This window comes from Pseudoalteromonas sp. PB2-1, assembly GCF_045040605.1.
Classification (GTDB): domain Bacteria; phylum Pseudomonadota; class Gammaproteobacteria; order Enterobacterales; family Alteromonadaceae; genus Pseudoalteromonas; species Pseudoalteromonas arabiensis.
In genome coordinates, this window is the sequence record NZ_CP090667.1 from 1,006,760 (window position 1) to 1,020,171 (window position 13,412).

At 41.9% G+C, this 13,412-nt stretch carries 9 protein-coding genes and 1 pseudogene; 8 read left to right on the forward strand and 2 right to left on the reverse strand.

The window, feature by feature from the left end:
* Positions 1-11 precede the first annotated feature (11 nt).
* The 6 genes and pseudogenes from L0Z67_RS04740 to nagP all read left to right on the forward strand — a co-directional run bounded on the left by L0Z67_RS04740 (position 12) and on the right by nagP (position 7,819).
* Positions 12-1,480 (forward strand): annotated as a pseudogene (locus L0Z67_RS04740) (tryptophan halogenase family protein).
* Positions 1,481-1,629: 149 nt separating this feature from the next.
* Positions 1,630-2,877 (forward strand): MFS transporter, encoded by a 1,248-nt coding sequence (locus L0Z67_RS04745; RefSeq protein ID WP_405128496.1) that lies wholly within the window; start codon positions 1,630-1,632, stop codon positions 2,875-2,877.
* A gap of 23 nt (positions 2,878-2,900) precedes the next feature.
* Entirely contained in the window at positions 2,901-3,776 is an 876-nt protein-coding gene (locus L0Z67_RS04750; protein WP_130151106.1) for an ROK family protein, read from the forward strand.
* A complete protein-coding gene (locus L0Z67_RS04755) occupies positions 3,773-6,157 on the forward strand; it encodes a family 20 glycosylhydrolase (RefSeq protein ID WP_405128497.1) in 2,385 nt (794 codons plus the stop codon). The genes L0Z67_RS04750 and L0Z67_RS04755 overlap by 4 nt, the downstream gene beginning before the upstream one ends.
* Before the next feature lie 22 nt (positions 6,158-6,179).
* Positions 6,180-6,317 (forward strand): hypothetical protein, encoded by a 138-nt coding sequence (locus tag L0Z67_RS04760; RefSeq protein WP_405128706.1) that lies wholly within the window; start codon positions 6,180-6,182, stop codon positions 6,315-6,317.
* 197 nt (positions 6,318-6,514) lie between these two features.
* Positions 6,515-7,819, forward strand: coding sequence for an N-acetylglucosamine MFS transporter NagP (nagP, locus tag L0Z67_RS04765; protein WP_062570360.1), 1,305 nt, complete (start codon positions 6,515-6,517; stop codon positions 7,817-7,819).
* A 242-nt stretch (positions 7,820-8,061) separates the two neighbouring features.
* Here the strand turns inward: nagP and L0Z67_RS04770 are convergent, their stop codons facing one another.
* Both L0Z67_RS04770 and L0Z67_RS04775 read right to left on the reverse strand, forming a co-directional pair.
* On the reverse strand, positions 8,062-10,212 hold the full coding sequence (locus L0Z67_RS04770) for a TonB-dependent receptor domain-containing protein (protein WP_062570361.1): 2,151 nt from the start codon (positions 10,210-10,212) through the stop codon (positions 8,062-8,064).
* Between the two features lie 312 nt (positions 10,213-10,524).
* Entirely contained in the window at positions 10,525-11,370 is an 846-nt protein-coding gene (locus tag L0Z67_RS04775) for a LysR family transcriptional regulator (RefSeq protein ID WP_062570362.1), read from the reverse strand.
* 124 nt (positions 11,371-11,494) lie between these two features.
* Between L0Z67_RS04775 and L0Z67_RS04780 the strand changes: the two genes are divergently transcribed.
* Together L0Z67_RS04780 and gcvT are read left to right on the forward strand one after the other, a co-directional pair.
* The gene (locus L0Z67_RS04780) at positions 11,495-12,094 is read left to right on the forward strand and encodes a hypothetical protein (protein WP_062570363.1); all 600 of its coding nucleotides are present in this window, start codon (positions 11,495-11,497) and stop codon (positions 12,092-12,094) included.
* Between the two features lie 179 nt (positions 12,095-12,273).
* The gene (gene gcvT, locus L0Z67_RS04785; protein WP_341803984.1) at positions 12,274-13,356 is read left to right on the forward strand and encodes a glycine cleavage system aminomethyltransferase GcvT; all 1,083 of its coding nucleotides are present in this window, start codon (positions 12,274-12,276) and stop codon (positions 13,354-13,356) included.
* Positions 13,357-13,412 lie beyond the last annotated feature (56 nt).

Sequence of the window (13,412 nt, forward strand, 5' to 3'; positions counted from 1 at the left end):
CAGCCGGTTGGATGTGTGCTGCTTACCTAAGTAAATTCCACACTGATCTGGATATTACCCTGATTGAGTCGAGTAAAATCGGTGCTATTGGCGTAGGAGAAGGATCTACACCTCATCTAAAACAGTTTATGCAACAGCTGGGTATTGCAGAACAGCAGTGGATGCCTCATTGCGATGCGACATTTAAAGCGGGTATTTACTTTAAAAATTGGAATGGTGATCAGCGTGCTTATTTTCATCCCTTTTATAGTGAGATGGATATCAACACCGCGGAGGTATTTTTTGTAAATGCCAATGCAAGACGTCGTGGTCATGAGCAATGGTGTGGCCCCGATAGTTATTTTTTAACAGGACATCTTGCAAAAAACGCGTTAAGCCCGAAAGCCAAGAGCCCGATGGTGCGTGAGCAGCACTATGGTTATCATTTTGATGCCAAAAAGTTAGCTCATATTCTAAAGTGCTATGCAATCGAGCGTGATGTTACACATATTGATGATGAATTTGTTGCAGCAACAACAAATGCTCAAGATGAAATAAGCAACCTAAAACTAAAACACTCAGCACCGGTTAATGCTGATTTTTATATTGATGCAAGTGGTTTTAACGCGCTCTTAATTGGTGAAACACTCGGCTGTAGGTTTCAACCTTTTACAGAACAGCTATTAAATGACAGCGCTGTAACTGTAGCCTGCCCACAAAATATGAATCAGCCGCTACCAGCTGCGACACATTCAACTGCGTTGAGTGCAGGTTGGCTTTGGCAAATTCCTTTAACCTCACGCATTGGCACAGGCTATGTTTGTAGCTCGGCTTTTCTCTCAAAACAGCAGGCAGAGCAAGAGCTTGCAGCAACGCTTAATGTTTCAGTGAATGACGTTGAGTTCAGACATGTGTCCATGAAAGTAGGGGCACGCTCGTCTGCATGGCAAAAAATGTCATGGCAATAGGCTTAGCACAGAGCTTTATCGAACCTCTCGAGGCGACATCACTGATGGTTACCCAGCAATCCATTTTGTGGCTGAGTGAGGCTATATCAAAAATACAAACAAGTCCTACACAAACTGAAAAACTAAGACTACACACCAATCAACAGCTTCATTATTTAGTGAATGGGATTAAAGATTATATTTGTGCACATTATGCGACATCAAAGCGTCGTGATAGCGCTTATTGGCGTGCTGTAACACAGGCTACCGAGATACCAACTAGGTTAGAGCCATTGTTAGCGGCATGGCGAAACGGCGATGATTTTGATGCTTATTTATATCATCAATACCCAGAAAGCGTTTACTCAAGGCCGAGTTGGTACAGCTTACTGGCAGGCATGGACTATAGAGATAGCGCGTTAAATGCCCCCACTGAAAGCGCTCAACAAGAGATCGATTTAGCCGCTCATGCCTATTTAGAGTCGTTATGTAGCAAGCACTTCGAGCCGCACATAATGCAGCTTAAGGCAATGCGGCAAAACAACTTTGAATAGTATTAGTAATCGCTTGATAAATGTCACATGGCTTTAATTTTTTAAGCACACTAAGAATTAAGAGTGGTGATTACCACCCCTTGGATCATTTTGTTTGTCCGCCCACAAGCAAATGCAATCACCACTCTGCTTAATTTAGGTATATAACAATGAAAATTAATTACTTATTAGTAACTTTGTTACTTTTTACATTTTTTACTATCTCTTTTATCACTAACTTGTTGGCACCTTTGTTTCCGGCATTAATCGAAAGCTATGACATAGGCTTGGCACTAGCTGGTTTCTTTGCATTTGCTTTTTTTATTGCATACGGCGTGATGTCAATTCCCGCGGGCTTATTGGTGCAGCAATTTGGTGAAAAGAAGATCATGCAGCTAGCGTTTTTATTAGCGCTGATTGGCAGTGTTATTTTTGTAACTATGCCGACCTTTTTTGTTGCTATGCTCGCGCTATTTTTGATTGGTTGTGCAATGGCGATGCTGCAAGTTGCTATTAACCCATTACTCAGAGCCAGTGGTGGTGCACATAACTTTGCGGTGTTATCGGTTGCCGCTCAATTAATGTTTGGCCTCGCTGCGAGCATTTCTCCATTAGTGTATAGCCACATAGCGGGCTCTGCCAACAGAGGTGAGAAGAGTTGGTTACTACAGTGGGTGCCAGAGAATATGAGTTGGCTCAGTATGTATTTAATCTTTGCTTTGGTATGTGCCGTGATGTTGGTTGCTGTATCACTTGTACCTATGGCGAAAAAGGCCGACGACAACAGCGAAACGTTACATCTCAAAGACAGCTTAGCGCTTTTAAAAGACCGCACTGTGATTAAGTTCTTTTTTGCTATTGCTGCCTATGTGGCTATTGAACAAGGCGTTGCGAATTCAATTTCAGTTTTTCTAGAAAGATATCATCAAATCGAACCACAAACTCAAGGCGCACAAGTCGTCAGCCATTTTTGGTTAGCACTCACATTAGGCTGTTTATTGGGGATTGTATTATTGAAACTGTTCAACGCTAAACGTGTATTACAAGGTTTTAGTGTTGCTGCCAGTGCCTGCTTTATTGCTGCAATATTCGGTAGTAAAGAGGTTGCAGTGATGGCTTTTCCTGCGGTTGGATTTTTCTTATCTATTATGTGGTCCGTAATATTTTCTCTTGCCCTGAACTCAGTGTCATATGGGCATGGAGCTGTATCAGGTGTTTTATGTACAGGGATTATCGGTGGAGCGCTTGCATCGCCAACCATCGGTTTGATTAGCGACCTGACTAATAGCTTGCAGTTGGCTCTATTGGTTGTACTTATTCCACTGGTTTACTTATTCAGTGTGGGAATATGGGCCAAGCCACTTGTTAATAATCACACCATTAATATTTTTAAGCGTAACACGCAAACGTCGATTTAAATAAATTTAGAGTAGAGGCTGAGATGTCAGACACCATTTTATGCGTAGATTTAGGTGGAACTAAAGCACTAGTTGCTCAAGTTGATGAGCAAGGGATCAAGGAAAAACATTACTTTGACGTTGATAGCCATTTAACGAAGCAGCAGATGAATCAATTTTTGTATCGCATAATTGATCACGTGATAGATAAACATTGCAAAGGCATCGTTGTTGGCGTGCCAAGTATGGTGTTACAGCCGACAGGTGTGGTTATTGAAACGATCAATATCCCCCATTGGTATGATGTTCCTTTAAAAACATTATTAGAGAATCGTTTTAACTTACCAGTTCTGATCCATAACGATGCAAATTGCTTTGCGATGGGGGAGTATAAATATTCTCAGGTAAACCCAGACGATAATCTTGTTGGTGTCTGCATTGGCACAGGGCTGGGGGCAGGGCTTATTTTAAATGAGCAACTATACACAGGTAAGCATTCTGCGGCAGGCGAGTTTGGTAGTTTTCCCTATTTAGATGGCATTATCGAAGACTACACATCTGGGCAGTTTTTTAAAAATCAACAAACCACAGGTCGCGCAGCTTATAACAACGCACTTAACGGCGACACTCAATCATTGCGTTTATTTACGCAGCTAGGGCAGCATCTTGCGCATGCCATTAATCAGGTAATACTTGCCTTTAACCCAGATAAAGTTGTGTTGGGTGGGTCTGTTGCTCAATCCCACGCGCTATTTATGCCAGCGCTTAAATCGGAACTCGCCTTACTGGTGCAGCCCATTATTATGCAGTCGCTGCAAATTACTATTAGTGAGCTTGGTGACAATGCGCCATTACTCGGTGGTTATGAGTTATTTCAACTTGCTGCATCTGAAACGAATTTATTGGAACAAGCATCATGAACAAGGTTATTTTATTGGTTATAACAGGGTTGCTATTGCTGACGCATTCAGCCCAAAGTGCGACTCAAACAGAGTTAAATCGTTTAGCGGAGAGTCTACAAGTAAACTATCAGTTGGTAGATGCAAACCCCGTAAACTGCCCAGCGCCACATGAAAAGCAATGTTATTTATCAGCGCTTACATTTACCTCTAGCACTGATATTGACCCACAACAGTGGCACATTTACTTTAGCCAATTAATGCCTGTTTATAAGGTCGATTCGAAGTGGTTTGATATTGAACATATCAATGGTGATATTCATCGTATTTCGGCAAAACAAGCATTTAAAGATATGCCGGCAAATACCGCTTTTGCAGTACAGTTTTATAGCCAAGAGTCGCAAATTACTCGTTCAGAATTTTTACCTAACTTTATACTCGCTGCACCAGGGCTTGATAGTAAGGTTATTGCCAGTACTAAAACATCTGTCGATAATGAAACACAACTTGAGCTACAGCCGTACTTGCAACCTTTCACTACTGACGCACAACTACAAGTGAGCGATGACGATGAAACGCCTTGGATGGGCGCAAATTATCTTTATGATAGCTACACAAAACCGACATTTAAAACAGCTCCGTTAGGGTTAATCCCTTCACCTATAAAGCTTGAACAGCTTTCAAGCTCGCGTATTGATTTAAGCAAAGGCATAAATGTCGTAGCTAAAAAGTCGCATTATATTGCTCTCATACCGGCATTAGAGCGATTAGCCAAGTTAGGAGTACCACAATCGAAAGAGGGGATTGTGATTAATGTATCGCAGCAATTAACGTCTCAGTTACCTGATGCGTATGAACTTACCTTACGTAATAACGCTATAACTATAAATGCAAACAATACAAGGGGTGCTTTTTATGCCTTACAAAGTCTTGCTGCCTTAATAAGCTTAGATGATTTAACCTTACCCGAGCTGAAAGTTACAGACGGCGCTAGGTATGAATACAGAGGCATGCATATCGATGTGGCCCGTAATTTTAGATCAAAGGCATTTATTTTAAATACGATAGAGCAAATGGCTGCGTATAAATTAAATAAGCTTCATTTACACTTAGCTGATGACGAAGGCTGGCGTTTGCAGATTGCGGGTCTTCCTGAACTAACTTCTGTAGGAGCAAATAGGTGTTTTGATTTAACAGAGCAAACTTGCCTGCTACCTCAGCTTGGTGCAGGCATAAATGCTAACTCTGGCATAAATGGCTATTTTAGTCGCGCTGACTATATTGAAATTTTACAGCATGCTAAAAAACATTTTGTTGAGGTGATCCCCTCATTTGATATGCCAGGGCACTCTCGAGCAGCAGTTGTTGCAATGGAGGCACGTTTTAATCATTTTATGGCATTAAATAAAGCAGCCCTTGCAAAGCAATATCGACTTACCGAGCCTGAAGACACTACTGCATATAGCTCTATCCAACATTACAAAGACAACACGCTGAATGTATGCCTTGATACAACCTATGACTTTATCGATAAAATCTTAGACGAGGTTATTACACTTCATAAAGAAGCGGGTGTGCCTTTAAACACATACCATATTGGTGCCGATGAAACAGCTGGAGCTTGGTTACAATCACCAAGTTGTATCGCATTACAGCAAGAAACCAAGATACACTCGTTCAATGGTTACTTTATTGAAAGAATAGCTAAGCTCGTTGCCGATAAAGGCTTAAATGTGGCGGGGTGGAGCGATGGTTTAAGTGATGTGAATGTAAATAATATGCCCAGTAATGTGTATTCCTACGCGTGGGCAACATTAAGTGACGAAGGTCACAAAGTCGCGCATAACCACATAAACAATGGTTGGAAAGTCGTTGTGACCAGCCCTGATGTTACCTATTTTGATTTTCCTTATCAGTCACACCCACAAGAAAGAGGAAATCATTGGGCAAGTCGTGCCATTGACAGTAAAAAAGTCTTCTCTTTTATGCCGGATAACTTACCCGCACACGCGCAAATTTGGCGCTCTGTGAAGCATCAAACCTACGTCGCCGATGATAGCCAATCAGCAAGAACGGCGGATGCATACGGTATTCAAGGACATTTATGGTCTGAACTATTACGAAGCGATCAACAAGCTGAATACATGATGTACCCTCGCTTGTTTGCGCTTGCCGAGCGAGCATGGCACAAAGCTGAGTGGGAACTTGATTATAAAAACGAAGGCGCTATTTATAGCCATAAAACTCAACAGTTCACTCTAGCCATGCAGCAACAAAAAGAGCAAGACTGGCAACACTTTGCAGCCCTTGTCGGGTTTAAAGAGCTTGCCAAGCTTGAGCAAGTAGGGCGCTTTTATCGTATTCCCACAGTGGCAGCTAAAAAAGACGGACAGTGGCATTGATGCGTTTGTTCCCTATCCAAATATTGCTGTCGAGTATCAAGATAAGTTAGGAAATTGGCATCGTTACGATAGCCATAATAAACCTTTGCAAGCTGTCAAAGTAAGAGCAAAGAGTATCAATAATGAAAGGGCAGGTCGTGCTTTAAAACTAACTAATTAAATCAAAGCACTGTCGATTTTTAAAGCCGCAATTAGCCTGCTGATTGCGGCTTTTTTCATGTTGTACACACTGCAAAATGATAGCGCTGTCATTTTTGTTAGTGTATGATTAAATTTTTGTGATTGGTATGGAAATTAAACGGCAGAAAGCTGCTATTATGACCCGCCAAATAAAAATAATTAACCAAGAGAACAATTATGGAAGCAACGGTTGAGTGTGACAACAACACAAAACAAAGCATCTGGCTGCCAATGGTATTGGCCGGCTCGATGTTTTTTATTCTAGGGTGTATAACCTGGCTTAATGGCGCAATTACACCATTTTTACAACAAATGCTTGAGCTATCGCCGTTACAAGCTTCGTTTATTATCTCCTCATTTTATATTGCTGTAACCGTTGCCGGTATTCCATCTGCAATGCTTATAAAACGAGTCGGCTATAAAAACGGTATGGCGATTGGTTGCGCTATTATGGCTTTGTCGGCGTTAATGTATATTCCGGCCGCTAAACTGCAAATGATCGAAATCTTTTTGTTTGCTCAGTTAATGATTGGTGTTGGGCAAACTGTTTTACAAACTGCTGTTAACCCGTATGTGGTTAAAATGGGCTCTGAAAAGTCAGCCGCAGTGCGTGTTTGTATTATGGGCTTATTAAATAAGTTTGCAGGTGTTATCGTGCCTGTTATTTTTGCTGCTGTGGTTGTAAGTGGTGTAGTGGATGGTGCGGGCAAACTATCGCAAGAACAAAAAGACATCATGGCAAATAGCCTTATCATGCCTTATGTACTGATTGCTGGTTTAATCATGCTTTTTGCGGCATTTGCTAAATTTGCCCCATTACCTGATTTAGTGTTTGATGAAGATCAATCATCAAATGGCAAAGGCGAAATTAAAGAAACTCTTGCACACCCTCACTTAGTTTTAGGTGTTGTTGGTATTGCGCTATACGTTGCTGTTGAAGTGATTGCCGCAGATACTATTGGCTCGTACGCGTTGCAAATTGGTGTAGCTGACTATTCAGTGATGACCTCATACACCATGGCGTGTATGTTAATTGGTTATGCAATTGGTATCTTAACTATTCCACGCTTTATGAGTCAGCAAACTGCGTTATTAATGTCGGGTATTGCCGGTATTATCACAGTCTTGTTAGTGGTTATGGGTAGCAACGACTCATTCATTATCTCAAACTTTTTATTAGTGCCATTTGGTGGCCCAGAGCTTCCAGATCCTCTGTTATGTATTGCTTTACTCGGTTTTGCTAATGCTATGGTGTGGCCAGCAATTTGGCCTTTAGCGCTTGCAGGCTTGGGCCGTTTAACTGGCACAGCCTCAGGGTTATTGATCATGGGTATTGCTGGTGGTGCATTAGGTCCTTTATTAATTGGCCTTGGGAACGTGGCAGGCCTTGGTGCACAAGGCGCGTACATTGTGATGATCCCAAGCTATGTATTTATCTTATTCTATGCCTTAAAAGGTCATAAGATGAGAAGTTGGAAATAACTTGGTGTAATAATTCAAGTTAGGCAAAGCCGCGGTACGCCCATCACCGCGGCTTTTTTTATTTGGTATAGGTTATCTTAATGGTTATGCTTTAATAAACGCGCCATGCAAGCATAACGCCTACACAATTATATAAGCGCCGCTGTAGGCGTGAAATTCATTTCGCGCGAATTTGTTTCTACAAACAAAAAAGCCGTGGGATTTTCATCACACGGCTTTTAAACTTTCGCTAAGTCATTTTATTAGAACGAGTAGCTGTAACCTAGTTGTAGGGTACGTGGTTTACCAGTTTGGATACCACCATGAGCGCGGTTTGCAACGTAAGTCTTATCAAACAAGTTATCTACAGTTAGATATACTTTTTGTTTGTCGTCGATAAGGTATTTAGCTGCTAAATCCCATACTACACGGCTGTCGATTGCATTGCGGCCTGAGTCTGATAGGTCTGCATGCGCATCTGAAACATAGCGCATTTGCGTATCGAATACGAAGCTTGAGAACGCAGCACCAACAGAAAGGGCTAGCTGGTTTTCAGGCACGTATGGCATTTCATCACCACTTGTTACACTTCCCCATAGGTCAGATTCAAAATCGTTTTCGAACTCAGAGTCTGTGTATGTGTATGTTAAGCGAACAGGGAATGATGCGGCATTGCTTGTAAATACTTTACCCGCGCTTAGCTCAAAACCAGATACTGATACTTCACCATAGTTGTATTGGTCGCCAATGTTGTCATCACTACAACCTACAGCTGCAGTACAGTTACCATGCATGTTGCTGTAGTCAGAGTTAAAGTAAATGACTTCACCAGTGATACCAGCGTAATCATAACGACCACCAAGTTCAATATTTACACTCTCTTCTTCTTCTTGGTCAGCGTTACCTGGCGCTGCTGGAGCATAACCTTTTTGGATACCGGCAAGCAGCGTAAGGTTGTCGTTTAATGTATAAGTTGCGCCAAGTGAAGGCACTAAAATATCGCTGTCGTTGCTGATATCTTTTGTTAAGCCATTAGAGCGTGTTGGATCAGACTTAGACCACTCTTCACGTGTAATCGTAATATCTTCGTAGCGTAGGCCAGCATTAATGATTAATGCATCAAGGGTCCATTGATCTTGAATGAAGAATGTTGTCGCCTCAGCGCTATCTACGCGGTTACTATCAGAACCACGTACGCCTCTTTCAGTTAGCGTCATTGAAAGGTCTTGATTTAGTGTGTATGTGTCTTGCCACTGAAAGCGGTCCATTTCGTCTTCATGGTAACGAGCGCCAACAGTAATGTAGTGGTTACCTGCTGGAATGTGGAACTCAGTTTGTAAGCCTTTTGCTTGGTAGTCACGGTTATTCGCTTTTACGCCAATGCCCTCGATACCTTCGCTTGTTGGGTTTGCTTCAAACTCGCTGTATTGCTCAAGGTAGCTTGTACCCACTTTACTTGCTTTATACCAGTTACGGTGAAAGTCGTTTACATAAGCCGTAGCCAGTAGTTCGTAACCGTCACCAAAACGATATGCATAGTTTAGTTGATACGCATTGTGGCGTGTATTCATTTCATCGTTTTGTGATGCTGCATAACGACGGTATGGACTTTCTTTGTAATCTGCATCTGTTAAGCCCATATATGTTTCATCAGAGCGCTCATCAGAATACTTTAGTTTCATTTCTAGGCTATGGGCTTCGTTATCGCCAAAATCAAAACCAAATTTTAAGAGTAAGTCATTTTTCTCAAACCCAGTGTTGTCACTGCCAACAGGTAGATCTTTAAAGCCATCAGCACCATAAGAGAATACTTCTACAAGGCCCGCAGCATTGTTTTTCTTTTTACCGTAGTAAGCATGGCCTTTATAGAAGCCATCACTACCAAGCTCGGCATTAAACAATCCTTTAGAGCCTTCTGTTGGTAAACTACGAGAAACTAAGTTTAAAACACCGCCTGTTGTACGAGGACCATATTTAACAGAGGCTGCACCTTTTAGTACTTCGATAGACTCCATACGACCCATAGTAGGGAAGTAATAAGCAGAAGGGGCAGAATATGGAGCAGGGGCTACAAGTACGCCGTCTTCCATTACAGATATTTTATCATTACGAGAAGTGCCCGTGCCGCGCATGCCGATATTTGGGCGAAGGCCATAGCCATCTTCCTCTTGTACATAAACGCCAGGTACTGAGCTCAATACACGTGAGATATCTGTGTATTCAAACTTTTCTAGCTCTTGCTCGCTAATAAACGTTGCTGAACCTGGAATATCATTAATAGCTGCAGCTGAGCCAATTACAGTAATTTGTTCAAAGCTTTTTTCTTCTTTTGTTGCATCTTTTGCAAGTGCATTAGCGCTTAAAGATAACGCGATTGCAGTCGAAAGTGTTGAAACAATAAACTTAGGTGTCATTGTGTGTCCTGTCTGTGCTTGGTTTTGAAACGGTGTAATTTAAACATGGAAAATAATACGAATCAATCCTATTTGTACTAAAATAGGTACTAATGATTAAGTTTTTGATATAAAAGAGTAAAATCACCTTGTGGTAGTATTGTAATACTATACTTTATCTGGTGTTTTAGGGTTGATTTTAAGATGATTACTAGGGGTTTTGTTTAGGAAAATGTAATAACTTAATGATTGATATCAATATGCTGTTTTAACTATGCACGATGTTTTGGCTTACATTCGTGTCGTAAACACTGCTTTTATAGTGATTCAACCTTAGGTTAAGCGCAAGGCGATAAACTCAGCGAGTTTATCTACTGCGTTACCAGCTTCATCAGCGCGTTTTATTAAACTAATGCCAATTTGACCCAGTTCAGGGAGATCTTTAGTTTGTAGCTGGTAGTTAAGCTCATTGGGTACGGTACTTTTTGCGAGCACCGTAATGCCTAAGCCTTCTTTTAAGGCGGCAGTCAGGCCAGTTAAGTCGGCATTACTGTAAGCAATACGGTATTTAATACCTGCACTTTGTAATGCTTCGATTGCACGGCGGCGATAAATACACCCTTCTGGAGCGGTTACAAGTGTTACCACATCGTTTTGCGCAAGGCTTAAATCGCCTACCCAAACTAGTTGGTCTTGCATAAAAATAGGGAACTTGGCTGATTCGAGCTCTTCGTTTAATGCCAGTACTAAATCGAATTGATCTTGGCGTGAAACTGACAATAAATGTTTACTCAAACGAGAGCGTACTTCGAGCGATACATCAGGGTAGAGGGCAACGAAATCACCAATGATCGAAGGTAAAATACGTGCAGCAAATTCACTTGGGATCCCCAAACGCACTTTACCGGTGACGTTTTCGCTGGTGAACTGCTGCAAAATAGCGTCGTTTTGTTGCAGCATTTGCTTAGCTAATGGCATGAGCAATTCGCCATACTGGTTAAGCACTTGGCGCTGCCCTTGCTTTTTAAACAGCTTGTGGCCAAGCATATCTTCTAGGCGCTTTATTTGTAAGCTCACAGCCGGTTGCGATAGCCCTAATAACTCACCCGCTTTGGCAAAGCCGCCTACTTCAACAACGGTGACTAGGGTGCGTAAACTGTCGGTGGAAATATTTTTCATAAAAAAAATCTATTTATAGGGCTACATATATAAGCATTATTTATCAATTGATAAATAATTACAATTTGTTGTTGCCTGCACGGCGCAATATACTTCAAGCATTAACGATTGATAGGTGTCACATATGACTTTTACGCCAATAATGTTTGCTCGCCACAGCCAAGCTGAGACACCAGCAGACAACGTGCTACAAGCAAATAACGATACTGCCATTATGGACTTTAGTGGCACTGAAGCAATCCCATTTTTAACGGCTATTTTAGGTCTTGATATTAATAAGCTAACCGCCAGCGGTTTAGGCTTACGTAGTTCATTAGACGATGACCTAACAAGCAGCTACGCTTATGCCCTGTACTACTTTAATGAAACCGCATTTCGTTTTGTGCTAGGTAAAGATGCCAGCGTGCAATTACAGTCGCTTATTAATGAGCAACAACTACGTTACGACATTGATTATGTAATGCGGGACGATTTAAGCGCGCTAACCCTAAGTGGTGAGCAAGCGTTTGATGCCTTGGTGGACAGCTTTAAACTAACGCCAGGGCTGCGTTTATCAGACATGCGCAGCTGCTATGGTGCACAAAGTGGTGAAGTGTTTATAACCGCTATAGACAACCAAGCAACACAGCAATTTCAGCTGGTGGCGCGCCAAGCAGAGCTTGATAAATGGCAAACGCACTTACAGCAGCTCGGCTTTGATTTAGCCTTAGCCAACGTTGCTTAAAATAGAAAGTTTTTAAAACAGCTATACACTTGGGTGTTTAGCTGTTTTTAGTTACAAAATCGCAATTTGGGTGTGACAACTGTGCAACTAATGTATAATCGCCGCCCATGTTATTCCCCCTCATTAAATTGAGGCCACGCCCCACAACTAGTGGGTTAATTTAAAAGTGAAGGAATATTATGACTTCTAAAACAGTTTTACATGCTAAGCACCTAGAAGCTGGCGCAAAAATGGTTGATTTTCACGGCTGGGAAATGCCAATCAACTACGGCTCACAAATCGAAGAGCATAATGCGGTTCGCACAGATGCAGGTATGTTTGACGTATCTCACATGACAATTGTTGATGTTCAAGGCGAACAAGCACAAGCATTCTTACGTAAGCTTGTTGCAAACGACGTTGCTAAGTTAACTGTACCAGGTAAAGCACTTTACACAGGTATGCTTAACGAAGAAGGCGGCGTAATCGACGACCTGATCATCTACTTCTTTTCAGAAACTGACTATCGTTTAGTTGTTAACTCAGCAACACGTGAAAAAGATTTAGCACATTTAGCTAAAGTGTCGGCTGATTTCGCCGTAACGGTTACTGAGCGTCCTGAGTTTGCAATGATTGCCGTTCAAGGCCCTAACGCACGTGCTAAAACAGCAACAGTACTTAACGCAGAGCAACAAGCTGCTGTTGAAGGTATGAAGCCTTTCTTTGGTGTGCAAGCAGGTGATTTATTTATTGCGACAACAGGCTATACTGGCGAAGATGGTTATGAAATCGTAGTACCTAACGATCAAGCTGCTGATTTATGGCAACAACTTCTAGACGCAGGCGTAGCGCCAGCAGGTCTAGGTGCGCGTGATACATTACGCCTTGAAGCAGGTATGAACCTTTACGGCCTAGATATGGACGAAAGCGTTTCTCCACTTGCTGCAAACATGGCGTGGACAATCGCATGGGAGCCAGAAGATCGTAAGTTTATCGGTCGTGAAGTATTAGAGCAGCAACGCGCTGACAAGAGCACAGACAAACTAGTTGGTTTAGTGCTTGAAGAAAAAGGCGTATTGCGTAGCGGTTTAAAAGTCATCGTTGAAGGTGGTGAAGGGGTGATTACCTCTGGTACATTCTCACCAACGCTTGGTCACAGTGTTGCGCTAGCACGCGTTCCGCGTTCAACTGGCGAAACAGCCCAAGTAGAGATGCGTAAAAAACTGGTTAACGTTAAGGTTGTTAAACCTTGCTTTGTACGTAACGGCAAATCAGTTATCTAAACTATAAAAAATTTGGTGTTATCACCTAATAATGCCAATCATGTTGAGTTGTTAGC

Excerpts from the sequence above, each read along its gene's own strand:
- L0Z67_RS04745 (WP_405128496.1), top strand. The coding sequence starts at position 1,630 with ATGAAAATTAATTACTTATTAGTAACTTTGTTACTTTTTACATTTTTT.
- L0Z67_RS04750 (WP_130151106.1), top strand. The coding sequence starts at position 2,901 with ATGTCAGACACCATTTTATGCGTAGATTTAGGTGGAACTAAAGCACTA.
- L0Z67_RS04755 (WP_405128497.1), top strand. The coding sequence starts at position 3,773 with ATGAACAAGGTTATTTTATTGGTTATAACAGGGTTGCTATTGCTGACG.
- nagP (WP_062570360.1), top strand. The coding sequence starts at position 6,515 with ATGGAAGCAACGGTTGAGTGTGACAACAACACAAAACAAAGCATCTGG.
- L0Z67_RS04770 (WP_062570361.1), bottom strand. The coding sequence starts at position 10,212 with ATGACACCTAAGTTTATTGTTTCAACACTTTCGACTGCAATCGCGTTA.
- L0Z67_RS04775 (WP_062570362.1), bottom strand. The coding sequence starts at position 11,370 with ATGAAAAATATTTCCACCGACAGTTTACGCACCCTAGTCACCGTTGTT.
- L0Z67_RS04780 (WP_062570363.1), top strand. The coding sequence starts at position 11,495 with ATGACTTTTACGCCAATAATGTTTGCTCGCCACAGCCAAGCTGAGACA.
- gcvT (WP_341803984.1), top strand. The coding sequence starts at position 12,274 with ATGACTTCTAAAACAGTTTTACATGCTAAGCACCTAGAAGCTGGCGCA.